Origin of the sequence: Microbispora sp. ATCC PTA-5024 (assembly GCF_000511135.2) — a bacterium.
Lineage (GTDB): Bacteria > Actinomycetota > Actinomycetes > Streptosporangiales > Streptosporangiaceae > Microbispora > Microbispora corallina.
The window spans coordinates 826,020-848,964 of record NZ_KI866524.1; the positions used below are offsets into that span (position 1 = coordinate 826,020).

The 22,945-nt window shown below is 71.5% G+C and carries 23 protein-coding genes; 7 read left to right on the plus strand and 16 right to left on the minus strand.

Annotated features, from left to right (window positions below; all coding sequences use genetic code 11):
• Positions 1–23: 23 nt before the first annotated feature.
• The 8 genes from MPTA5024_RS24290 to MPTA5024_RS24325 all read right to left on the minus strand — a co-directional run bounded on the left by MPTA5024_RS24290 (position 24) and on the right by MPTA5024_RS24325 (position 9,475).
• Entirely contained in the window at positions 24–1,148 is a 1,125-nt protein-coding gene (locus tag MPTA5024_RS24290) for an ABC transporter permease (RefSeq protein ID WP_036328297.1), read from the minus strand.
• 61 nt (positions 1,149–1,209) lie between these two features.
• Positions 1,210–2,745: an ABC transporter ATP-binding protein gene (locus MPTA5024_RS24295; protein ID WP_084369958.1), complete on the minus strand. Its 1,536-nt coding sequence runs from the start codon at positions 2,743–2,745 to the stop codon at positions 1,210–1,212.
• Between the two features lie 99 nt (positions 2,746–2,844).
• Positions 2,845–3,852 carry a BMP family lipoprotein gene (locus MPTA5024_RS24300; RefSeq protein WP_051458674.1) on the minus strand — a complete coding sequence of 336 codons (1,008 nt, stop codon included), beginning with the start codon at positions 3,850–3,852 and terminating at the stop codon, positions 2,845–2,847.
• 225 nt (positions 3,853–4,077) lie between these two features.
• The gene (locus tag MPTA5024_RS24305; RefSeq protein ID WP_232326619.1) at positions 4,078–5,109 is read right to left on the minus strand and encodes a BMP family lipoprotein; all 1,032 of its coding nucleotides are present in this window, start codon (positions 5,107–5,109) and stop codon (positions 4,078–4,080) included.
• Positions 5,110–5,225: 116 nt separating this feature from the next.
• Positions 5,226–6,539 (minus strand): serine/threonine-protein kinase, encoded by a 1,314-nt coding sequence (locus MPTA5024_RS42545; protein WP_051458594.1) that lies wholly within the window; start codon positions 6,537–6,539, stop codon positions 5,226–5,228.
• Positions 6,540–6,570: 31 nt separating this feature from the next.
• A complete protein-coding gene (locus MPTA5024_RS24315; RefSeq protein WP_051458595.1) occupies positions 6,571–7,812 on the minus strand; it encodes an amidohydrolase in 1,242 nt (413 codons plus the stop codon).
• A gap of 253 nt (positions 7,813–8,065) precedes the next feature.
• Positions 8,066–9,238, minus strand: a complete 1,173-nt coding sequence (locus MPTA5024_RS24320; RefSeq protein WP_036329339.1) for a glutamate--cysteine ligase — start codon at positions 9,236–9,238, stop codon at positions 8,066–8,068.
• 36 nt (positions 9,239–9,274) lie between these two features.
• Complete coding sequence (locus MPTA5024_RS24325; protein WP_442922086.1) at positions 9,275–9,475, minus strand: SCO4848 family membrane protein; 201 nt, start codon at positions 9,473–9,475, stop codon at positions 9,275–9,277.
• Between the two features lie 133 nt (positions 9,476–9,608).
• Between MPTA5024_RS24325 and MPTA5024_RS39985 the strand changes: the two genes are divergently transcribed.
• The gene (locus MPTA5024_RS39985; RefSeq protein ID WP_036328300.1) at positions 9,609–10,820 is read left to right on the plus strand and encodes a D-alanyl-D-alanine carboxypeptidase family protein; all 1,212 of its coding nucleotides are present in this window, start codon (positions 9,609–9,611) and stop codon (positions 10,818–10,820) included.
• Positions 10,821–10,841: 21 nt separating this feature from the next.
• Here MPTA5024_RS39985 and MPTA5024_RS24335 read toward each other — a convergent pair whose 3' ends face one another.
• The 3 genes from MPTA5024_RS24335 to MPTA5024_RS24345 all read right to left on the minus strand — a co-directional run bounded on the left by MPTA5024_RS24335 (position 10,842) and on the right by MPTA5024_RS24345 (position 12,574).
• The gene (locus tag MPTA5024_RS24335; protein ID WP_232326621.1) at positions 10,842–11,783 is read right to left on the minus strand and encodes a YihY/virulence factor BrkB family protein; all 942 of its coding nucleotides are present in this window, start codon (positions 11,781–11,783) and stop codon (positions 10,842–10,844) included.
• 111 nt (positions 11,784–11,894) lie between these two features.
• Positions 11,895–12,221, minus strand: coding sequence for a YrdB family protein (locus MPTA5024_RS24340; RefSeq protein WP_051458596.1), 327 nt, complete (start codon positions 12,219–12,221; stop codon positions 11,895–11,897).
• Between the two features lie 2 nt (positions 12,222–12,223).
• Positions 12,224–12,574: a hypothetical protein gene (locus MPTA5024_RS24345; RefSeq protein ID WP_036328302.1), complete on the minus strand. Its 351-nt coding sequence runs from the start codon at positions 12,572–12,574 to the stop codon at positions 12,224–12,226.
• A gap of 60 nt (positions 12,575–12,634) precedes the next feature.
• Between MPTA5024_RS24345 and MPTA5024_RS24350 the strand changes: the two genes are divergently transcribed.
• Both MPTA5024_RS24350 and MPTA5024_RS24355 read left to right on the plus strand, forming a co-directional pair.
• Positions 12,635–13,069: a MarR family winged helix-turn-helix transcriptional regulator gene (locus tag MPTA5024_RS24350; protein ID WP_036328306.1), complete on the plus strand. Its 435-nt coding sequence runs from the start codon at positions 12,635–12,637 to the stop codon at positions 13,067–13,069.
• 56 nt (positions 13,070–13,125) lie between these two features.
• The gene (locus MPTA5024_RS24355) at positions 13,126–13,866 is read left to right on the plus strand and encodes an SDR family NAD(P)-dependent oxidoreductase (protein ID WP_036328311.1); all 741 of its coding nucleotides are present in this window, start codon (positions 13,126–13,128) and stop codon (positions 13,864–13,866) included.
• Positions 13,867–13,948: 82 nt separating this feature from the next.
• Here MPTA5024_RS24355 and trpS read toward each other — a convergent pair whose 3' ends face one another.
• Entirely contained in the window at positions 13,949–14,962 is a 1,014-nt protein-coding gene (gene trpS, locus MPTA5024_RS24360) for a tryptophan--tRNA ligase (RefSeq protein ID WP_036328314.1), read from the minus strand.
• Between the two features lie 43 nt (positions 14,963–15,005).
• Positions 15,006–16,325 (minus strand): hemolysin family protein, encoded by a 1,320-nt coding sequence (locus MPTA5024_RS24365; protein ID WP_036328316.1) that lies wholly within the window; start codon positions 16,323–16,325, stop codon positions 15,006–15,008.
• Positions 16,326–16,542: 217 nt separating this feature from the next.
• On the opposite strand from MPTA5024_RS24365, the gene galE reads away from it, so the two are divergent.
• Complete coding sequence (gene galE, locus MPTA5024_RS24370) at positions 16,543–17,511, plus strand: UDP-glucose 4-epimerase GalE (RefSeq protein ID WP_036328317.1); 969 nt, start codon at positions 16,543–16,545, stop codon at positions 17,509–17,511.
• Between the two features lie 123 nt (positions 17,512–17,634).
• Positions 17,635–17,814 carry a hypothetical protein gene (locus MPTA5024_RS41265; RefSeq protein ID WP_157099689.1) on the plus strand — a complete coding sequence of 60 codons (180 nt, stop codon included), beginning with the start codon at positions 17,635–17,637 and terminating at the stop codon, positions 17,812–17,814.
• Positions 17,815–17,819: 5 nt separating this feature from the next.
• Here the strand turns inward: MPTA5024_RS41265 and MPTA5024_RS24375 are convergent, their stop codons facing one another.
• Together MPTA5024_RS24375 and MPTA5024_RS24380 are read right to left on the minus strand one after the other, a co-directional pair.
• Entirely contained in the window at positions 17,820–18,584 is a 765-nt protein-coding gene (locus MPTA5024_RS24375) for a DUF11 domain-containing protein (RefSeq protein WP_036328318.1), read from the minus strand.
• A 221-nt stretch (positions 18,585–18,805) separates the two neighbouring features.
• A complete protein-coding gene (locus MPTA5024_RS24380) occupies positions 18,806–20,248 on the minus strand; it encodes an MDR family MFS transporter (protein WP_036328320.1) in 1,443 nt (480 codons plus the stop codon).
• Between the two features lie 55 nt (positions 20,249–20,303).
• Here MPTA5024_RS24380 and MPTA5024_RS24385 point away from each other — a divergent pair, with 55 nt between their 5' ends.
• Together MPTA5024_RS24385 and MPTA5024_RS39990 are read left to right on the plus strand one after the other, a co-directional pair.
• The gene (locus MPTA5024_RS24385; RefSeq protein ID WP_036328323.1) at positions 20,304–20,843 is read left to right on the plus strand and encodes a PadR family transcriptional regulator; all 540 of its coding nucleotides are present in this window, start codon (positions 20,304–20,306) and stop codon (positions 20,841–20,843) included.
• Positions 20,844–20,994: 151 nt separating this feature from the next.
• A protein-coding gene (locus MPTA5024_RS39990; RefSeq protein ID WP_442922087.1) for an IS5 family transposase occupies positions 20,995–21,875 on the plus strand; the annotation gives its coding sequence in 2 pieces (ribosomal slippage) (positions 20,995–21,369 and positions 21,372–21,875; 879 coding nt in all).
• A gap of 18 nt (positions 21,876–21,893) precedes the next feature.
• Here MPTA5024_RS39990 and MPTA5024_RS24395 read toward each other — a convergent pair.
• A partial coding sequence (locus MPTA5024_RS24395; RefSeq protein WP_051458598.1) for a transporter substrate-binding domain-containing protein occupies positions 21,894–22,945 on the minus strand: 1,052 nt, incomplete at its 5' end.

Below are 22,945 nucleotides of genomic sequence, written 5' to 3' on the forward strand. Positions count from 1 at the left end.
TTCCGGCCGTGCGTACCGTGCGCTCACGCCGCCGCTCCCTCGGGTTCGGAGGGCGCCGCGAGCTGCCGGCTGACCCGGCGCTGCTCGGCGACGACCCGGTACCGGTGCACCAACTCGTACGCGACGATCACGGAGAGCACGATCACGCCCTGCATGATGGAGACGATCTCCTTGGAGATGTCGAGCAGCTGGAGGGCGTCCGACGAGCTGTCCAGGAAGCCCCACAGCAGCGCGCCGATGGCCATGCCGACCGGGTTGTTGCGGCCGAGCAGCGCGATCGCGATGCCCGTGAAGCCGAGCCCGGTCGGGAAGTTGTTGCTGTACTTGTACGACTGGCCGAGCAGCTCGGGCATGCCGCTCAGGCCGGCGACCGCGCCCGACATGACCATCGTGGCGACGACCATCTTCTTCACGCTGATGCCGCTGGCCACCGCCGCGGTCTCGGACTTGCCGGTGGCCCGGAGGTCGAAGCCGAAGCGCGTCCGGTTGAGCACCACCCAGTAGGCGATCCCGAGGACGACCGCCAGCACGAGGAAGCCGTTGACCAGCTGGGACGTCCCCGCGATGAGCGGGATCCCGGGCACGTGCGCGTCGTCGGGGATCGGCCGGGTGCCGAGGTCGTTGCCGGTCAGGACGCCGAAGTAGTTGGTCACGAGCCAGGAGCCGATGCCGGTGGCGATGGCGTTCAGCATGATGGTCGAGATCACCTCGCTGACGCCGCGCCTCACCTTCAGCACGCCGGCGATCGCCGCCCACAGGGCTCCGACGACCATGGCGCAGACGACGACGAGGATGATGTTCAGCACGCCGGGGAGCACGGCCGCGCCGCCCAGCCCGGCCGCGACGACGGCCGCGAGGCGGTACTGGCCGTCCACGCCGATGTTGAACAGGTTCATCCGGAAGCCGATGGCCACGGCCAGGGCGGAGATGTAGTACCCGATGGACGTGTTGAGGATCAGGGCCATCGTGCGCGGCTGGGTGCCGTAGTCGGCGAGCGTGGTGAACGCCTCCACCGGCGCCTTCCCCGCGGCCAGCAGGACGGCCGAGGTGATGAGCACCGCGAAGACCACGGCGATGAGCGGCGCGGCGACGGCGAGCCAGCCGCCGAGCCTCACCCGGCCGAGCACGCGGTCGAGGAAGGAGCTCATGCCGCCTCCTCCCCCGACGGCCCGGAGCCGGCCCGGCCCCTCATCCGTTGGCTGAGATCAGTCATGCGCCCTCCCCGGCGCCCGTCATGGCCGAGCCGAGCTGCTCGGGGGTCACGTTCGCGGGGTCCACGTCGGCCACGATCCTGCCGCGCAGGATCACCTTGAGCGAGTCGGACAGGCCGATCAGCTCGTCGAGGTCCGCGGAGATCAGCAGGACGGCCAGGCCCGCCGCCCGCGCCGTCCGCAGGTGGTCCCAGATGGCCGCCTGCGCGCCGACGTCGACGCCGCGCGTCGGGTGGCTCGCGATCAGCAGCACCGGGTCGCCGCTCATCTCCCGGCCGACGATCAGCTTCTGCTGGTTGCCGCCGGACAGCGCCGCGGCGTCCACGTCGATGCCGGGCGTGCGCACGTCGTACTCCTCGACGATGCGCCGCGTGTCGGCCCGCGCGCCGGCGCGGTCGATCCAGATGCCCTTGATGTTCGGACGGCGGGTCTGGTGGCCGAGGATCCGGTTCTCCCAGAGCGGGGACTCCAGCAGCAGCCCGTGGCGGTGCCGGTCCTCCGGGATGTAGCCGATGCCGTCCGCGCGCCGCCGGAGGGTGGACCACGAGGCGATGTCCGTGCCGTCGAGCGTCATCGAGGCGACCGTGGAGGGCCGCATGCCCATGATGGCCTCGACCAGCTCCGCCTGGCCGTTGCCCTCGACGCCGGCGATGCCGAGCACCTCGCCCTTGTGGATGTCGAAGCTCACGCCGTCGACCACGGCCCGGCCGTCGGGTGTGCGCACGGTCAGGTCGCGCACCGACAGCGCCACCACGTCGGTGACGGTCGACTCCCGGGTCTCGGGGCTGGGCAGCTCGCTGCCGACCATGAGCTCGGCGAGCCGCCGGGCGGTCACCTCCTTCGGGTCCACCGTCGCGACGGTGGTGCCGCGGCGGATCACCGTGATCGCGTCGGCCACCCGGAGGACCTCGTCGAGCTTGTGGGAGATGAACAGGATCGTCAGCCCCTGGCTGACGAGGCCGCGCAGGTTGTCGAACAGCTCGTCGACCTCGTGGGGCACGAGGACGGCCGTCGGCTCGTCGAGGATCAGGATGCGGGCGCCGCGGTAGAGGACCTTGAGGATCTCCACGCGCTGGCGGTCGCCCACGCCCAGGTCCTCGACAGCCACGTCGGGCTGGATGCCCAGGCCGTACGCGTCCGAGATCTCCTTGATCCTGCTGCGGGCGGCGGCGAAGTCGAGGGCGATCCCGCCGCGGCGGGGCTCGCTGCCGAGCACCACGTTCTCCAGCACGGTCAGGTTGTCGGCCAGCATGAAGTGCTGGTGGACCATGCCGATGCCGGCGGCGATGGCGTCCGCGGGGGTGTGGAACCCGGCGGGCGACCCGTTGATCCGGATCTCGCCCTCGTCCGGGCGCTGCATCCCATAAAGGATCTTCATCAGCGTGGACTTGCCCGCGCCGTTCTCGCCGACGATGGCGTGGATCTGTCCCTTGGCGACGCGGAGATGGATGTCGCGATTGGCGACGACGCCCGGGAATCTCTTGGTGATCCCGTCGAGCTCTACTGCGGGTTCCGTGACGGTCGCGGCGGTAATGGCGGCCTCCTCCTTGCGGAGTGCCTGGTTACAGACAGTGGTAGTGACAGTAGACCAAGGGGCCCGGGGGCGGTGCCACCGGGCCCCACGCGATGCAGGTCAGGTGCTGGGGACGGTGATCTCGCCGCTGATGATCTTCTGCTTGTACTCGTCGATCTTCGACTTGATGTCGTCGATCTTGCCGCCGGTCGTGGAGTAGTCCACGCCGCCGGCCTTGAGGTCGTAGCGGGTCGGTCCGCCCTTGACGGTCCCGGACGCGTAGTTCTTCAGGAAGTCGAAGACGGCGACGTCGACCTTCTTCAGCATCGACGTGATGATGACGTCCTTGACCTTGTCGTACGCCGGGAGGGCCGCCTGGTCGGAGTCGACGCCGATGGCCATGGCGCCCGCGGCCTTGGCGGCCTCGAAGACGCCGCCGCCGGAGCCGCCCGCCGCCTGGTAGACCACGTCGGCGCCCGCGTCGTACATGCCCTGGGCGGCGGTCTTGCCCTTGGCCGGGTCGCCGAAGCCGCTGAAGTCCGGCGGCTGGCTGAGGTACTTGGTCTGGATCTTGATGTCCGGCTTCACGGCCTTCGCGCCGGCCTCGTACCCGGCCTCGAACTTGTGGATCAGCGGGACGTCCACGCCGCCGACGAAGCCGATGTTGCCCTTGGTGGACTTGAGCGCGGCCGCGACGCCGACCAGGAAGGATCCCTGCTCCTCGGCGAACAGCAGGTTGGTGATGTTCGCGCCCGTGGCCGCGTCGTCGTCGACGATGGCGAACTTGGTGTCGGGGAACTCCTTGGCGACCTTGGCCACCGAGGCGGAGTAGGCGAAGCCGACCGCGACGACCGGGTTGTACCCGCCGGTCGCGAGCAGGCGGAGCCGCTCCTCCTTCTGGGCGTCGGTCTCGCCCTGGGTGGCCTCGAGCTCCTTCTTGTCCACCCCCAGCTCCGAGACGGCCTTGTCCAGACCGGCGGCCGCCGCGTCGTTGAAGGAGCCGTCACCCCGGCCGCCGATGTCGTAGGCCAGGCCGACCTTGATCTTGGCTGCGGCGGGCGCCGAGGAGGCGCCGGCCGACGAAGCCGTTGTCGTGGAGTCACTGCCCCCACAGGCGGCGGCGGCCATGAGCATGGCTCCCGCGGCAGTGGCGGCAGCCAGTTTGCTAACTCGATTGCGGAGCAAGGTGTGAACTCCCCTTCCGTGTCCCCGCCGTCCAACTTCCGTCGCACGCACGCAGGAACGCACGGCAACCCTGCACGGAAGATAGTTGTTTGACCTGCATAGACCAAACCCGCACACCAGTCCGCAACATGTCCGTTATGGAGCTCTCGCCACCTCGTGACCAGGCACTCAGCCTGCGGAAACCCTGATCTTGCCGATGATGATCTCCTGCTTCAGCTGCTCGAGTCTCGGCTGGATGTCGTCGATGTGCCCGCCGGTGGTGGAATAGTCGACCCCGCCGAGCTTGAGGTCGTACACCGCCCGGCCGCTCTTGACCGTGCCGTCCATCAGGTTCGCGATGTAGTCGTAGACCGCCACGTCCACCCGCTTCACCATGCTGGTGAGGATCAGTCCGCGCACGCTCGGGTCCGCGGTGCGGGCCTGGTCGGAGTCGACGCCGATCGCCCAGCCCTTCGCCGACTGCGCGGCCTTGAAGACCCCGGCCCCGGACGCGCCCGCGGCCTGGTAGACCACGTCGGCGCCCGCGGCGAACATCTTCTGTGCGGCGTCCTGGGCCTTGGCCGCGTTGTCGAACCCGGTGAGGTCCGGCGGCTTGGTGAGGTAGGCGATCTCGATCTTGGCCCGCGGATTCACGTACTTCACGCCCTGCGTGTACCCCGCCTCGAACTTCTTGATCAGTGGGGACTCCACGCCGCCGACGAAGCCGACGTCGCCGGTCTTCGACTTCATCGCCGCCGCCGCGCCAACCAGGAACGAGCCCTGCTCCTCCGCGAACAGCAGGTTGGTCACGTTCGGACCGGAGGCCACGCTGTCGTCCACGATGGCGAACTTCGTGCCGGGGAACTTCGGCGCCACATCCTTGACGGCGTCGGAGTAGGCGTAGCCGACCGCGATGATCGGGCTGTACCCGGCCTTCGCCATCAGCCGCAGCCGGTTCACCTTGGCCGACTCGGGCTCTCCCGGCTGCGCCGCCACCTCCTGGACCTGCAGGAGGCCGAGGCTGCGCCGGGCGTCGTCGAGCCCGTCCGCCGCCGCGTCGTTGAACGACTTGTCCCCCCGCCCGCCGATGTCGTAGGCGAGGCCGATGCGCAGCGCCCGGGGGTGGTCGCCCGGCACAGTGGCGCCGGGAGAGTGCACGCCTCCGCAGGCCGTCGCCGCGGCCAGCACCGCGCCCGTCATCAGCACCGCGATCGACCGCACGAGGACTCCTTTAGATGGCTTGAGCCCCCACGTTACTTACGCCAAGTAAGGCGGAACTTGTCAGGAATACAACCTTTTTCCAAGTTTGTCGGTTTTACCGATTTAGCGGGCTCCAGTCAGGACGTACGGGTGATCGTGCCCGAATAGCGCACCGCGTCCTCACCCGCGCGCGACACCTCGATCGTGGCCCGGCGATCCCCCTGCGAAACGAGCGTCACCAGGCCGGGATAGCAGGACGCGCCGGTCACCTGGCCGAGGTCCAGCACCAGGCGGCCGCCCGTCTCCGCGATCTCCCGCAGCCGCCCGCGGCAGTGCAGGTCGGCGCCCCACCTCATGCTCCGGGGTTCGGACAGGCGCAGCTCCACCGGGAAGACGCGGCCGGCCGACGGGTAGCGGGCCACCCCGCTCCACGTCCCGTCGTAGGCCGCGGGCCGGGTGACGGCGTACAGGACCGCTCCGAGGGCGGTCAGGACGGCGACTCCCGCCACGAGCGCCGCCGGCCATCGGCGCCTCGTCCCGCGCCGCTCCTGTCCGGACGCGGGGAGTCGCGTGCCGCCCGTGCCCCCGTCACCCGGCGACGTCGGCGCCGTCGCGACGTCGCCCCGGTTCACGGCGGGGCGGGCCGGCGGCCGGTCGGAGTGGTCGAGCAGGTCGCTCAGCACGCCCTCCGCCGACGGGCGGTCGCCGGGCTCCCTCGCCAGGCACGCGACCACGATCTCCCGCAGCCGGCCGTCGAGCGGACCGATGTCGGGCGTGCCGTACAGGATCCTGGCGAGCACGGCCGCGTAGCCGTCGGCGGTGAAGGCGTGCCGTCCGCTCGCCGCGAAGGCGACGGTGAGCGCCCAGCTGAACACGTCGGCCGGAGGCCCGGCGGGCTCCCCCCTGAGCTGCTCGGGAGCGAGGTAGGCGGGCGTCCCGACCGGTCCGCCGGCGGTCGGCGTGGCGTCGGCCAGCCGGGAGACGCCGAAGTCGACGACCCTCGGCCCGTCCGGCCCGAGCAGCACGTTGCCCGGCTTCACGTCGCGGTGGACCACGCCGGCCCGGTGGATCGCGGCCAGCGCGGTCGCCGTCCCGACGGCGATCCGGTCGAGGGCCCCTCCGCTGCGCGGGCCGTGCTCGGCGACGTGCTCCTGCAGGGAGACCCCGTCCACGTACTCGCTCACGATGTACGCCCGGCCGTCGTGGACGCCCGCGTCGAGCACCCTCGCGGTGCAGAACGGCGCGACGCGCCGTGCCGCCTCGACCTCCCTGTGGAACCTCCGGTCCTCGGCGTCCACCCGGGCGTGCAGCAGCTTCACCGCCACCGGCGGCCCGCCGGGGCCGTGGGCGAGGAAGACGACGCCCTGGCCGCCCGCCCCGAGGCGGCCGGTCAGGACGTAGCCGCCGAGGCGCGCGGGGTCCTCGGGGCGCAGCGGGGAGGTGCGGGGCACGCGTGTCCGGCCGGGGGGATCGGGGACGGCGTCAGCGCGCGCCGCCCCAGAGGGCGGTGAGCGCGGTGGTGGCCATGACCTTCACGCCGACGCCGATGGCCCGCTCGTCCACGTCGAACTCCGGCCGGTGGATGTCCACCTCGTCGATGGCGCCCGGCGCCCGGGTGCCCAGGCGGGCGAGCGCGCCGGGGACCGACTCGACGTACCAGGAGAAGTCCTCGCCGCCGAGGCTCTGCGGGGTGGGCACGGCGGCCCCCTCGCCGACGATCTGGGTGACGGCGTCGTGCAGCATCTGGATGCTGGTGGCCTCGTTCACGGTGGGCGGGGTGCCGCGCCGGTAGTCGAGCTCGGCGTCCACGCCGTACGCGCCCGCGACCGAGTCGAGCAGCGACTTGACCAGGTCGGGAGCCTGGTGCCAGGCCTCCTCGTCGAGCGACCTGACCGTGCCCTGCGCCATGCCCACGTCGGGGATCGTGTTGAACGCCGAGCCCGCGGAGACCTGCCCCCACACGAGGCTCAGGCTGGACCGGGGGTCGACGCGGCGCGACAGGGCGGCCGGCAGCTCCGTGATGATCTTGCTGAGGGCGTAGACGAGGTCGACCGTGAGGTGCGGGCGGGCCGTGTGGCCGCCGGGCCCGGCAACCCGGATGCGCAGGCTGTCGCAGGAGCCGGTGATCGGGCCGGTGCGCAGGCCCACGTGGCCGACGTCGATGCGCGGGTCGCAGTGCAGCGCGAAGATGCGGTCGACGCCGTTCAGGCCGCCGTCCCGCATGACCTCCAGCGCGCCTCCGGCGACCTCCTCGGCCGGCTGGAAGATCAGCCGGACGCGGCCGGGCAGCGCGCCCGCGTCGGCCTGGGTGGCGAGGAACAGCCCGGCCCCCAGGACGACGGCCGTGTGCACGTCGTGACCGCAGGCGTGGCAGGCGCCCGGGTTCGTCGACCGGTAGGAGACGTCCTTCTCGTCCTCCATCGGCAGCGCGTCGATGTCGGCCCGCAGGGCGACCGTGGGGCCGTCGTCCCGGCCGAGGTCCACCCACATGCCCGTGCCCCGCGACAGCAGCCTCGGCGTGAGGCCCGCGTCCGTCAGACGCTCAGCGATCTTCTCGGTGGTTCGATGCTCGCTGAAGGCGATCTCCGGGTGCGCGTGCACGTCGCGCCGGAACTCGATCAGCTCATCGCCCCGCTCGCGAAGGAATTCCGCCAGCTGCCCGGCCAGGTCGTTCCCCCCTGGGGACGCCGCGTCCGGCGGTGCGAGCTTCGATGAGGTGGCCACGGTCGGTCGTTTCCCTCCTCCAGCGGACCGTCCTGCCGCGGTCCGCTGGATGGTCAATATGGTCAGCTGAAAAGCAGTCACGACAAAAGATCAAAAGGGTCGCGCGGGCGCCGTCTCGCCACCACCGACCCTTCGTTCACAATCTTTCCATGCCGCGACCTTTCCAGGCGGCGGATTGCCCAGTATTTACACCGGCGACTGGACGTTGTCAGAAGTCGGCCTATATGCCCGGACAAAACGGTAATTCGGGGGGTCAGGCCCCCGAACGTCCGGCCTCTCGATTCGGGTTCGAGGTCACGAACCTGTCCTCGGCGAGCTCGATCACGGTGGCGTCGACCACGTCCTGCAGAGTCCCCCCGCCCGCGAGGATCGCCCGCTGGCGCTCGGATGAGCTCCCCTGCTCCAGCACCTCGGTCACCACGGCGAGCTCCTCGGCACAACCGAGCCGCTCGGCGACGGGTTCCAATTCGCGCTGAAGCTCATACAATACGTCGCGCACGGGCGCGGTGGATCCATGGTCGTCGGTGATGACGTCCGCGTCGAGGCCGTACCGCGTGGCGCGCCACTTGTTGTCGCGCACCACCCAGGCCGCCGGATTGGGCAGCTTGTACCCTCTGTCGATCTGCTGGTCGAACTGCTGGACGAGGCTCTGGCACAGCGCGGCGACCATGCCGACCTCGCGCGGCGTCGGGATGCCGTCGAACATCCGGACCTCGATCGTGCCGAAGTCGGGGTGCGGCCGGATGTCCCACCACACCTCCTTGATGCTCTTGATGGTGCCCGCCCGCAGCAGCGTGTCCATGTACTCCTCGAACTCGCCCCAGTCCGCCAGCAGGTGCGGTGGGCCGGCCGTGGGCAGCGCGCCGAACACGATCGCCCGGCTCGACGCGAGGCCGGTGTCCTGGCCGCCCCAGTAAGGGCTCGACGACGTCAGCGCGAGGAAGTGCGGCAGGTAGGCGGCGAGGGCGTTCACGATCGGGATGACCTTGTCCCGGTCGCGCACCCCGACGTGGACGTGCACGCCGAACGTCTGGATCCGCCACGCCAGCCACTGCATCTCCTCGACCAGCTCGGTGTACCGCTGGACGGGCGCGTAGACCGCGTCCCGCCAGTCGCTGATCGCGTGCGTGCCGGTGCAGGCCAGGGACATGCCGCGGGGCTCGACGACCTCACGCAGCCTGCCGATGCTCTTCCTCAGGTCCTGGACGGCCTCGGCCACGGTGTGGCAGACGTCGGTCACGATCTCGATCTGGGACTGCATGAGCTCGTGCATGGCCTTGGGCCGCTGGCTCTCGCTCAGATCGGGCACCGCGGCGAGCACGTCCTTGGCGTCCTGGCGGAGGAGGCGGGTGTGCCTGTCGATCAGCTGGAGCTCCCACTCGACTCCCAGCGTCGCGCCCCGCGAGGGCCTGAACTCGATCGCCACCACGTGCCTCCATCACATCGGAAAACCAGTGCCTGTCTAAGCCCTACCCGCCTTCCACCCGCGCACGCCAACGGCGGCGAGGACCAGGGCGAGGATGATGTTGACGGCGATCAGCACCCCGTGGACGACGTAGAACGCCGTGGGGTGCCCGTCGGCGAGGTTGAAGCCGAGATTGATCCATTCAAAGATCATGAAAGCCGCGAGGGCCAGGAGAAAGCCTGATACACGTCTCGTCATGTACACAGTATCGGCCGAGGTAGGGACGCGTGCTCCTGCGATCTTTGGGGGAAATGTCACCACATGCGTAAAGACTCACGGCTAGGCTGAGCGGCCTATGGGGAGGAAGCACGGGGCCCTGGGCGCCGCTCTGATGACATCGGGACTCATCACGACCGCGCTGCTCGGCGCGCCGCCCGCCGCGCAGGCACGCGGCCTTCCGGTCCCCTGGCGGGTGGAGGGCAACGGCGCCATCGGCGGCGACCGCCTCAGCGGGCACGGGATCATCGCGCCGGACGGGGTGCCCGCGCCGCCCAAGACCGAGGCCTCGGCGTTCGTGGTCGCCGACGCCGACACCGGGGCCGTCCTCGCGGCCAAGGACCCGCACGGGCACTACGCCCCCGCGAGCACCCTGAAGACCCTCACGGCCGTGACCCTGATCCCCAGGCTGGACAAGGACCTCAAGGTCAAGCCGAGCGAGAAGGCCTGCAACGTCGAGGGCAGCGCGGTGGGGATCGTCCCCGAGCCGATCTACAAGGTCGACGACCTCATGCGCGCCCTGCTCATGGTCTCCGGCAACGACGCCGCCGTCGCCCTCGCGGAGGCCAACGGCGGGATGCGCCGGACGATCGACGACATGAACGAGGAGGCCCGCAGCCTCCAGGCGTACGACACGGTGGCCAAGACGCCCCACGGCCTTGACGAACCGGGCCAGCGCAGCTCGGCCTACGACCTGGCCCTGATCGCCCGGGCGGGGCTGAAGCTGCCCGCCTTCCGGGAGTACATCAGCACCAAGGTCGCGAAGTTCCCCGCGCCCAAGGACTACGGCAAGAAAAAGAAGAAGGCCGACCGCGACGGGCAGGACGACGACGGGCAGAGCCGCGACGACGGCGACTCCCCCACCCCGACGAAGTCGCCACCCGCCTACTACGAGATGGCCAACCACAACAAGCTGCTCGGCACGTACAAGGGCATGCTCGGCGTGAAGAACGGCTGGACGTCGAAGGCCCTCGGCAGCTTCGTGGGCGCGGCGAGGCGCGACGGCCACACGATCATCGTCGTGGTCATGCATCACCCCGGCGGCTTCTGGGAGGAGGTCGCGCACCTGCTCGACTGGGGCTTCGCCGTGAGGGGGAAGGCGGCCCCCGTGGGCCAGCTGGTCGGCCCGGCCCCCTCGCCGACCCCCTCGTCGTCCGTGCTGGCCGCACGGCCCGCGACCTCGGTCTCGCCTTCCCCAGCGGCCGCGGCCGGCAAGCAGGGCGCGGCGCCGCGCGTGGCCACCCTCGTCCTGGGAGCCGGCCTGGCCGGCGGCCTCGCCGTGGTCGGGTACGGCGTGGTCCGCCGCAGGCGCCGCGCGGACGCCTGAGCCGAGGCGGGAGGCGGGCGGCTACGGCTCGGCGATCGCGGGGGACGGCACCGGCGTCGGCTCGGGCGGCGGCCCGAGCGTGGCGGTGGCGGTCCACGCGGCGGCGTAGAGGATCACCCGGGAGGACAGGTTGATCCACACCAGCAGCCCGACCACCACGGCGAACGTGCCGTAGACGGGGTTGCGGAGGGTCGCGGCGAGGATGAGCGTGGCGAGCTGCTTGAGCGCGCCGAAGGCGACCGCCCCCAGCAGGGCCCCCTTGAGCACGACCCGGAACTCCTGGTGGGACTCGGCCAGCCAACCGAGGACGATGAGGAACAGCAGCAGGTCGGCGACGAGGCCGGCCCCGATCCCGGTGAGCCAGACCGAGACGCCGGCGAGCGGGGAGTTCCCGAGGCCCAGCCACTCCGCCACCGTGCTCGTCGCCCCCGTGGCGAAGCCGCCCACGACGACCGAGGCCAGCATCGTGACGCCCATCAGGACGAGCGCCACGAGGTCGCGCAGCTTGCCGAGGAAGTAGTTGAGGGGCGGCTCGCAGGTCATCCAGATCGTCCGCAGGGCCCCGCGCAGCGCGTCCATCGCGCCGAGCCCGGCGTAGAGCAGGCCCAGCAGGCCGATGACCCCGGCCCGCACCCGGACGCCGGCGAGCTGGTCGATGTGGAGCTGCTGCGCCAGCCCGGGCAGCTGGCTGTTGACGGCCTCGGTGATGACCTTCAGCGCGTCCGGGTAGACGGTCATGACCAGCCAGAACGCCAGGGCCACGAGGGGGAAGAACGACAGGAACGCGAAGTAGGTGAACGCGCCCGCCAGCCGGTCGCCCGACTGCACCTGGTAGCGCTGGACGGTCCGCACGATGTGGTCGAACCACAGGAAGCGGATCCGCTCGCGCTCCAGCAGCACGCGGCCCCATGCCCGTACGGCGTCGACCCGCCGCGTGACCCGCTCGACCCACTCCGTCGCCACTGCCCACATCTACCCCGTACGGGCTGATCGACGCGCGGAAACGCCTGATCGGAGGGAGGATGTCCGGCGACGGGGCTCCTCGGCCCACCGGCAGGTGGTGGGTCTCCGGAGTCAGATCATCGGGCGGCCGGATCGTGTGCCGGGGGCTCGGCGATCGCGGTCCGGACCGTCGGCCGCCGCCGCACTTGCCCGGGTACGGCGGGCGGCGACGAAAGCCGCCGCGCCGGCCGCGAACCAGGCGGCCTCGACCGCGACCTTGGCGGCTCCGTGCAGCGGATAGGTGGCCAGGGGTGCGCAGAACAGGCCCCAGACCGCGGCGAACAGGGCGATCCCGCCGATCGCCGCACCCAGGCGGCGTGGCCAGGTGGAGCGGGCGAAGCCCCAGTAGCCGACGCAGGCGTAGACGGCCATCTCCGCGGCGAACCAGATCAGGTCCATGGTCAGCTCCACAGGACGGCGGCGAGCAGGTGGATGACGGCGAAGGCGCCCGCGCCGAGCGCCATGCCGGGGTTGCGGCGCATGACGCCGAGCGCCGAGTCGCCCACCTGGGCGAGCCCGGAGACGACGAGCAGGGGGACCACCGCGGCCGAGGGCCCCAGGACGAGCACGAACGCGGTGACGAGCCCCAACGGGAGCGCTCGCGCGGCGTACGCCCTGGTGTAGAAGCGCACGCCGGTCGTGGTCTCCTCGTCGGGCCTGAGCCCGAGGCCCGGCCTGATGACGCCCGCCACGCTGGACCCCGCCGCTCCGAGCGAGGCGAGGACGTTGAGGACGACGAGTACCGTGTCCATCGATTCTCCTTACGAATCATTCATACTCTGAATTAATATCATGACCGTATCATTCATGGCATGAACGATGTCAAGCAGACGATCGCCTTCCGGCTGGGCACGCTCGGCGCGGTCATGCAGGACCGCTTCGCGGCAAAAATCGAGACCTACGACCTGAAGCCGAAACACGTGGGCCTCATGGCCGCGCTCAAGGGCGGGACGGCCGCCGCCTCCCAGCAGGACCTGGCCGCCCGCCTCGGGGTCGCACCCAGCCTGGTCGTCGCCCTCGCGGATCATCTGGAGCACCTGGGCGCCGTCGAGCGTGTACGCGACCCCGGCGACCGCCGGCGCCAGACGCTGACCCTGACCGAGCACGGCGTCGCGCTCCTGGCCAGGTGCGCCGCCGCCGCCGGCGAGCTCGACGACGAGATCACCGCGTCGCTGGCGGCATCCGAGCGGACGGCCCTGCGCGACACCCTCGGCCGCCTCGCCGCCGGTGTGGGGCTCCCCTCCTGAGCGCCACGTCCGACCACCGCCAGACCCCGGCGTGCACGAATGACCATGCTGAACGCATGAACGAACTGAAGGACAAGGTCGCACTGGTCACAGGCGGCAGCAGGGGTATCGGCGCGGCCATCGCCCGGCGTCTGGCCGAGCAGGGGGCGGATGTGGCGCTGACCTACGAGCAGGCCGCCGGCCGCGCTTCGGCGGTCGCCTGCGAGATCAAGGACATGGGGCGCCGCTCGCTGGCCGTCCACGCCGACAGCGGTGACGCGGCGGCGGTCACGGCCGTGGTGGACCAGGTCGCCGAGGTGTTCGGCGGGCTGGACATCCTGGTCAACAACGCGGGCGCGTTCATGGTCGGTCCGGTGGCGGACCTAGGTGCGGCGGAGCTCGACCGCACCCTCGCCGTCAACGTCCGCGCCCCGTACCTGGCGTCGCGGGCCGCCGTCCGCCACATGGGCGACGGCGGGCGGATCATCAGCATCGGCAGCAACATGGCCGAGCGGGTCCCCTTCGGCGGGATGACGCTGTACGCGCTGAGCAAGACCGCTCTGGTGGGCATGACCAAGGGACTGGCCCGCGAGCTCGGGGCGCGCGGCATCACGGTCAACCTGGTCCATCCCGGGCCCACCGACACCGACGCCAACCCCGCCGACGGACCCGGCGCCGAGGCGATCCGCGGGCTGACCGCCCTGGGCCGCTACGCCACGCCGCCGGAGATCGCCGCTGTGGTCGCGTTCCTGGCCGGCGAGGACGGCCGGTACGTCACCGGAGCCGTCGTCAACGCCGACGGCGGGTTCACCGTGTGAGCACACGGCGATCTCGAATGAGGCCGCCGAGGCCGCCCGGCCACCGCACGCGAGCCGCGGGAAAACGGCCCGGTGCCGGGCGTCAGCCGACGGGGCCGCCGTGGAGGAGGCCGATCCGGTCGCGGACCTGGGCCATCGTCTGCCGGGCCACCCGGCGGGCCCGGTCGGCGCCCATGGCCAGCAGCCGGTCGAGCTCGGCCTCGTCGGCCAGCAGCTTCTCGGTCCGCTCGCGGATCGGGGCGAACGTCTCGATCACGGCCTCGGCGACCTCCTTCTTGAAGGTGCCGTAGCCCTGCCCCGCGAAGCGGGCCTCGAGCTCGGGGATCGGCACGCCCGACAGCGCCGAGTGGATGCGCAGGAGATTGGTGACGCCGGGCTTGTTCTCCTCGTCGGCGACGACCTCGGAGCCGGTGTCGGTGACCGCGCGCATGATCTTCTTGCGCAGCGCGCCGGGCTCCTCCAGCACGTCGATGATGCCCTGCGGGCTGGACGACGACTTCGACATCTTGGCCGTCGGGTCCTGGAGGTCGCCGATCTTCTCGACCTCCTTGAGGATGTACGGGTTGGGCACCTTGAACGTCTGGCCGTACCGGTTGTTGAACCGCTGCGCGAGGTCGCGGCTGAGCTCCAGGTGCTGCTTCTGGTCGACGCCCACCGGCACCTGGTCGGCCTGGTAGATCAGGATGTCGGCCGCCTGGAGGATCGGGTAGGTGAACAGGCCGACGCTCGCCGCGCTCTCGCCGTACCTGGCCGACTTGTCCTTGAACTGCGTCATCCGCCCGGCCTCGCCCATGCCGGTCTGGCAGATGAGGATCCAGGCCAGCTCGCTGTGCTCCCGGACGTGGCTCTGCGCGAAGACGGCCGACCGCTCCGGGTCGAGGCCGGCGGCGAACAGCTGGGCCGCCGCGACGCGGGTGCGCCGGCGCAGCTCCTCCGGCTTGGGGGTCACGGTCAGCGCGTGGAGGTCGGCGATGAAGTAGAACGCCTCGTGCGTCTCCTGAAGCGCGACGTACTGCCGCACCGCGCCGAGGTAGTTCCCCAGGTGGAACGAGTCGGCGGTGGGCTGGATGCCGGAGAGAACGCGAGGACGATCCATGACATGTAATTCTGTCAGGAGTTCCCGCGTGCCTGCGACAGGCTCACTCCCCGCCTTCCGGCGCGTCGCCCTCGGCGGGAGCGGAGGCCGTACGGGTGACCCGGACCCGGGCGACCCGGCGGCCGTCCATCTCCGTCACCGTGAGCTTCACGCCGGGCGCCTCGGCCGTGTCGCCCCGCTCGGGGAGGTGCCCGAGAGCGGCCATTACGTAGCCGCCCAGCGTCTCGTACGGCCCGTCGGGCAGGCGGACCCCGGTCTGCGCGGCGAACTCGTCGAGGTTCACCAGGCCCTCGATCTCCATTTCGCCGGCGATCAGGCGGACGGCCTCGCCGTCGTCGTCGTACTCGTCGCGGATGTCGCCGATGAGCTCCTCGACCAGGTCCTCCAGGGTGACGATGCCGGAGGTGCCGCCGTACTCGTCGACGACGATCGCCAGGTGGTGGCCCTCGTCGCGCATCTCGGCCAGCGTGACCAGCACCCGTTTGCTCGCCGGGACGAGCTTGACGGGCCGGATCGGGACCAGCTCGCTGATCGGCTCCACCCGGCCGGTGAGGACCGGGTCGAGCAGGTCGCGCACGTGCACGAAGCCGATGATGTCGTCGTAGGAGTCGCGGTAGACGGGGAAGCGGGAGTGCGGCATGGCCGCGGCCAGCACGGCCGCCTCGGCGAGCGGGGTGTCCGCGGCCATGAACTCGACCTCGGTCCGGGGCAGCAGCACCTCCCTGAGCTGGCGCTTGCCGGCGGCGAACACCTCGGCGATCACGTCACGCTCGTCCTGGGTGAGGTCCTTGTGCCCCACCACGATGTCGCGCAGCTCCTCGGTCGTCATGGCGGCCCGGTCGGCCGACGGGTTGCCGCCGAGCAGGCGCACGATCCCGTTGGTCGACTTCGACAGCAGCCAGATCACCGGCCGTGACAGCGTCGCAATGCGGTCGAGCAGCGGCGCGACCATCAGCGACAGGCTCTCCGCCCGTTGCCGCCCGAGCCGCTTGGGCGCGAGCTCGCCGAGCACCAGCGTCACGTACGAGATCGCCAGCGTGACGGTCACGAACGCGACGGCGCCGGCCGCGCCCGGGTCGAGGCCCCACCGCTGCAGGAGCGGGGCGAGCCGCCCGGCCAGCGTGTCCGCGCCGAGCGCGGCCGACAGCACGGTGGCCACGGTGACGCCGACCTGGATGGACGAAAGGAACCGGTTGGGGTCGCGGGCGAGCTTCTGCACCCGCGCGCCGCGGCGCCCCTCCCCGCTCAGCCGCCGGATCTGGCTCTCCCGCAGGGACACCATGGCCATCTCGGCGGCGGCGAAGAAGCCGCATATCAGGATGAATATCAGGACCAGGGCGATGGTCACGGCGACGTTGCTCACGTCTCGAGTCCGTTCCGGGTGGGTGGAGCATGTCGGCTGGGCGTCGCAACCCCGGACCGCCGCGTACGCGGGTCACGTGGCGCGGTCGCGTGCGGTGGCGTGCGCCCGCGGGCCGCCGAGCTTGCGATGCTGCTGGCATTTAACCCGCTCCTCAAGGGAAGCGCGTAAGCTGGGCGGTATACTGACAATATCAAACATATTCCAACAGGAGTGAACAGTGAAGCTGCTGGTTACTGGTGGAGCCGGCTATGTGGGCAGTGTCGTCGCCGCCCAGCTCGTCGAGGAGGGCCACGAGGTCACGGTGCTGGACGACCTGTCCACCGGGCACGAGGACGCGGTCCCCGAGGGCGCCCGGTTCGTCCGGGGTTCGATCACCGACGCCGGCGGGGTGCTGCGGGACGGTGTGGACGCCGTGCTGCACTTCGCGGCCAGGTCGCTGGTGGGCGAGTCGGTCGAGAAGCCGGGGCTCTACTGGTCGCACAACCTCGGCGGCACGCTCGCCCTGCTGGAGTCGATGCGCCAGGCCGGCGTCGGGCGGATCGTCTTCTCCTCCACCGCCGCCACGTACGGCGAGCCTGAGCGCACTCCGATCCAGGAGACCGACCCCACCCGTCCCGGCAACCCGTACGGCGCCTCGAAACTGGCCGTCGACACGGCGCTGACCGCCTTCGCCGGCCTGTACGGCCTGGCCGCCGTGAGCCTGCGCTACTTCAACGTCGCCGGCGCGTACGGCCGCTACCGCGAGCGCCACGCCGTCGAGACCCACCTGATCCCGAACGTCCTCAAGGTGGCCCTGGGCGAGCGGGAGTCGGTGAGCGTTTTCGGCACCGACTACCCGACGCCGGACGGCACCTGTGTGCGCGACTACATCCACGTCGCCGACCTGGCCAGGGCCCACCTGCTCGCGCTGGACGCGTGCGCCGAGGGCGTCCACCGGATCTACAACCTCGGCAGCGGCAGCGGCTTCTCGGTGAAGGAGGTCCTCGACGTCTGCCGGGAGGTCACCGGGCACCCCATCCCGGCGGAGGTGGGCCCCCGCCGGCCCGGAGACCCCGCCGTCCTCGTCGCCTCGTCGGAGAAGATCAAGCGGGAGCTCGGCTGGAAGCCGGACCACACGGCGCTGCACACGATCGTGGCCGACGCCTGGGCGGGATGCCAAAAGCCGGAATCCGAGCGCGGATTGTGATGGGATCATCCCTATGCGTGTGGTTCCGTCGGCGGAGGCGCGCGACCGGCTGAGCCGGTTCACGCGGCGTGGCCCCGCGAGCCGCGCCCCCCGACGACCACTGGCAGGCGATGAGGTGAGGTCATGAGAGCGCGTCCCCCGATGGCCGCCCGGACGGGCCTGGCCGCCGTCATCCTCGTGGGCAGCGCTCTGGCCGCCGCCGCGGTGATGTTCGCCACCCAGCCCGGCACCGCCCGCGCGGTCCCCGAGCACCTGTCGGCCAGCGCCGCGCCGTTCTGCCCGGCCGGGCACGCCGGGCGCTGACGCCGTCAGCTCCGGTGCGGGGTCACGGCGGACGGCGCGGCGGCGCGGCGGAGGGCGAGGCGCATCCGCGCCTGGTTGTTCTCCGGACGGCGGTCGCCGAAGCGGCGGGAGTAGACCGTGGCCATGGTCGCGACGGCGTGCGAGGCGCGGGACGGCACCCGGAAGACCAGCTTGAGCAGGCCGCTCGACCCCGACCTGATGGGCGGCATCGCACACCCGACGATGGCCCGCGCCGCCCGGCAGCGCGCCCCCGAGGCCGACACGAGCCGGGCCTCGCGGGGCTGGACGTACACGAAGGCGTCCCGCACGACCCGGGGCCCCCGGTTGCGCACCTCGGCCCGGACGGCGAACCAGTGGCCCGGCCGGGTGAAGCGGGTCGAGGAGCGGAACCGCACGGCCAGGTCGGCGCCGTCGTCCACCCGAGTCACCACGTCGGCCGTGTTGTCGTCCTGGTGGCCGTCCACCACCTCGGACGACAGCGACGCCTGGGCCCGCAGCGGCCCGTGGGCGCCGGTGCGGACGACGCCGGTGATGGTCATCCCGCCCGAGCCGCCGGGCAGGACGTCGCGCCTCGACCGGCACACGATCTCGCTGTAGCCGCGGCCGGGGTCGCACTCGGCGACGTCGACGTTGACGACCTGGAAGTCGCGGGGCAGCCGCACCCGCAGGACGGGCAGGACCGCGTCCCCCGGGCCCTTGTTGTGCACGCTGACGCGGTAGGTGAGCGGCTGCCCTGGCTGGGCCACCCGCGGCGACGCCGAGATCCCCACCGAGAGGTCCGCCGCTCCCCACTGATCCGACGCGACCGCCGGTTGCGCCGGATGCCCCGCTCCGGCGACGAAAACGCAGACCAAACCCGTGACGACCCTACGACCCATGCGGCTCCCCCGAACGCTCGAGATCAATTCAACCGTGCCCGGCGGGCGGGGGATCGGGCGACACGCCGCGTCCCGCCGGGCAATGGAGCCGCTCACGCCCTCCTGCGACGAGGTCAGGCGGTGATCAGGTCGGGCTCGGCCGCGGGCCGCCGGAGCGGCGCCCGCCCGGACGGCAGCAGGGCGAGCGCGACGAGGGCGACCGCCGCCCCCACGACGCCGAGCCAGGGGATGACGGTGGCCGTCGCGGCGGCGTGCGCCGCGGGCAGGCCGTGCAGCGGCGCCTCCCGGGAGACCACCGCGCCGTAGGCCGTACCGGCCGTGGCCAGGGCCACCGACCCGCCGATCTGCCGGAAGAACGTGAGGTTCGCGCTGGCGGTGCCGACGTACCGCGGCGGGACCGACGACTGGATGGCGACCGTCAGCCCGGACAGCATCGGGCCCATGCCGAGGCCGATCAGCGCCATCCACAGGGTGAGGGTGAGGGTGGCGGTGCCGACCCCGAGCCCGGCGCACAGCAGCGTGCCGGCGACGAGCAGGAACGGCGCGGCGACCAGCCACGGCTTGTAGCGGCCGGTGCGGGAGATGAGCGCCCCGGTGATCACGCTGCCGGCGACCATGGCCAGCATCAGCGGGTAGATGTGCAGCCCGGACGAGGTCGCGCTCAGACCGTGGGCCTCCTGGAAGTAGCGGGGCAGGAAGACCACCCCGGCGTACATGCAGAACGCCGTGAAGAACGAGGCCACGTTGACCAGCGTGTACGTGCGGTTGGCGAACAGGTGCAGCGGCACGATCGGCTGCCCGGCCCGGCGTTCGACGGCCACGAAGACGGCGAGCAGGACGAGCGCGGCGGCGATGGGGCCGAGGACCGGGCCGCTCGTCCAGGTGTGGCCGTCGAGCCCCTTCTCGGTCAGGCCGACGAGCAGCGCGCTGACGGCCGCGCTGAAGACCGCGATGCCGAGGTAGTCGGGGCGGGCCGCCCGGCCGTCCCCACCCTCCTCGCCCCGCCGGTGCGGCAGCCGCAGCCAGATGATCGCGACCAGCGCGACGCCGATCGGGACGTTGACGTAGAACGCCCAGCGCCAGCTCGCGTGGTCGGTGAACAGTCCGCCGAGGAACGGCCCGGCGATGTAGCTGAGCCCCATCACCCCGCCGAGCGCGCCCTGCACCCGGCCGCTGCGCTCCGGCGGGAACAGGTCGATCACCAGCGCCAGTGACAGCGGCAGCAGCGCGCCCGCGCCGAGCCCCTGCAGCCCCCGGAAGGCGATCAGCTGCCCCATGTCCTGGGCGGCGCCCGACAGGGCCGACCCCGCGAGGAAGACCACCACGCCGATCAGCAGCAGGGGCTTGCGGCCGTGCACGTCGGACAGGCGGCCGTACAGGGGGACGGTCACCGTCGAGGTCAACAGGTAGGCCGTGACCACCCAGGTGTACAGGCCCGAGCCGCCGAGCTCGGCCGTGATCCGCGGCAGCGCCGTGCCCACGATCGTCTGGTCGAGCATCGCGAGGAACATGCCGCCCAGCACGGCCAGGAGCAGGAGTCCATTGGAGGATTTCATATGTAAAAGCTGACATGTAAGTTTTGACATGTCAAGCGAGAGGTATAGTGGGCGCATGTCGCTGCGGATCGCGCTGCTGGGCCTCCTCGCCGCCTCCGGGCCGGCGAGCGGGTACGACCTGGCGAAGAAGTTCGAGACGTCGGTCGCGCACGTGTGGCAGGCGGGGCACAGCCAGATCTACCCGGAGCTCGCGAAGCTGACGGCCGACGGCCTGGTGGCCGTCGAGGCCGAGGGGCCGCGCGGCCGGAAGATCTACACGATCACGCCGGAGGGCGACGCGGAACTGCGCCGCTGGCTCATGGAGCACACGCCGTCGACCACGCTGCGCAGCGAGAGCGCCCTGCAGGCCTTCCTCGTGCCGCTGCTCGACCCCCGCGACGGCGTGGCCGTCCTGCGCCGCATCAAGAAGGAGGTGGAGGGCCGGCTCGCCGAACTGGAGGCCCTCCGCGCCGCCAAGAACGCGGCGGACGCGCGCTCGCCGGAGGAGCCGCCGAGCCGGTTCGGGGCGTACGCGCTGGACCTCGGCATCCGCCAGAGCCGGGCGGCGCTCGAATGGGCCGAGGACGCGATGGCCGACCTCGAACGCGCCACGTGACCTAGGGCCTGTATCAAAGTCGGCTGTGGCGGCCGCGCCGCTCTGACGCTCGTGTGCGTGTAGGAGATCGACAACGAAGGAGGTCTCCGGTAAGAGGGTTGATCGACCAAGAACAACCTGAACACCGGAGACCTCGGTGGCTACCTTAGCGGTGACGCGGCGGTTCGACCTCACCGATGCGCAGTGGGCGGTACTGGAACCGCTGCTCCCCGCGCCGAAACGCTCAGGGCGGCCGTCGTCGTTCAGCAAACGGCAGTTGATCGACGGGATCCGCTGGCGCGTACGCGTGGGGGCGCCCTGGCGGGACGTTCCCGCCTGCTACGGATCCTGGCCCGCGGTGTACGCCCTGTTCCGCCGCTATCAGCGGGACGGCACCTGGCAGCAGATCATGACCGCGCTGCAGGCGCTGGCGGACGCGGCCGGTCGCATCACGTGGGACGTCAGCGTGGACTCCACCATCATGCGGGCGCATCAGCACGCCGCGGGGGCACGGAAAAGGGGGATCTGCAGGCCGAGCCGCCGGGCGGAACGGGCGGCGCCGAGCCGGCCGATCACGCGCTGGGGCGCTCCCGCGGCGGGTGGACCACGAAGCTGCATCTGGCGTGCGAGCAGGGGTACAAGCCGTTGTCGATCGCGTTGACGGCCGGGCAGCGCGGCGACAGCCCGCAGTTCACCTCGGTCATCGGCGCCATCCGGGTGCCCCGCCTGGGCGGCGGACGTCCCCGCACGCGCCCGGAGCGTGTCCTGGCCGATAAGGCCTACACCTCCGCGGCCAACCGCGCCTACCTGCGGCGGCGCGGGATCAAGGCCACCATCCCGAGCAAGGCCGACCAGGACGCCAACCGCCGGGCCAAAGGGTCCAAAGGCGGGCGGCCACCCGCCTTCGACCCGGAGATCTATAAGCGGCGCCACGCTGTCGAGTGCGGCATCAACCGGCTCAAACGCCACCGCGCGGTGGCCACGCGATACGACAAACTCGCCGTGCGCTATGAAGCCACGGTCCTCATCGCCGCGATCAACGAATGGCTCTGACCGACTTTGATACAGGCCCTAACGGCAGGCGAGCGGCGGGGGGAGGTCCCTGTCGGGTTTGAAGTCCACCTCGCCGAAGTGCTTGTCCAGCAGGTCGTCGATCGTGCCGTCCCGGTACATCTGGGTGATGGCGCGGCGCACGGCCTCACAGGTCCGCACGTCCCCGCGGGGCAGGCCGACCGCGTAGCGCTGGTCGGTCAGCCGCAGGCCCGGCACCGCCATCCGCAGGCCCGTCACCCGGTCGGCGAACCCCGCGACGATGATGTCGTCCCCGGGGACCGCCTCGACCTCGCCGGCGACGAGTTTGTCCATGCACTGCGCGTAGTTCTCCGCCGGGACCGCCCGCACGGTGACGGCGTCCTGGATGAGCTTGACCGAGCGGCTGCCCTGCGGCGCGCACATCCGCCGCCCGGCCAGGTCCTCCAGCTTCCTGATGGGCGCGTTCTTGACCGTGAGCACGTCGGTGTGGGCCGTGTAGTACGGCCCGGCGAAGGTGACGTCGTCCTGCTTGTTGTCGTCGTAGGCGTACGTGGCCACCACCATGTCCACGACGCCGTCGGCGAGCGACGACACCCGCTCGCCCATGCCGATGCGGCGGAAGGTGATGCCGTCCGCCGGGACGCCCAGCCGCCGGGCGATGTAACCGGCCACGTCCACGTCGAAGCCACTGAAGCCCTTGCCCGACACCAGCCCCACGCCCGGGAGGTCGCCCTTGACCCCGATGGTGATCCGGTGGGTCCGGGCGGCCTTCTCCAGGACGGAGCCGAAGGCCGTGCTCGGCGTCGTGCTCGGCGTCGTACTCGGCGTCGTGCTCGGCGTCGGCGAGGGGGCGGCCGTGGGCGAAGGACCGGTGACCCGGGGCGTCAGGGCACCGCCGCCGAACCGGGAGAAGGCGAGCGCCCCTCCCCCGGCCGCCAGCGCGACGACCGTGGTGAGGACGGCCAGCCAGCGGCGCCTGCGCGGGGACCGTGTTCGTCCCCCTTCGCCGGGCGTGGGCGGCCGGGTCGCCTCCGCCTCCGCCTCCGCCTCCGCCGGGCCGCGCCGGTCCGGCGGCTCCGCGCCGCGGGAGT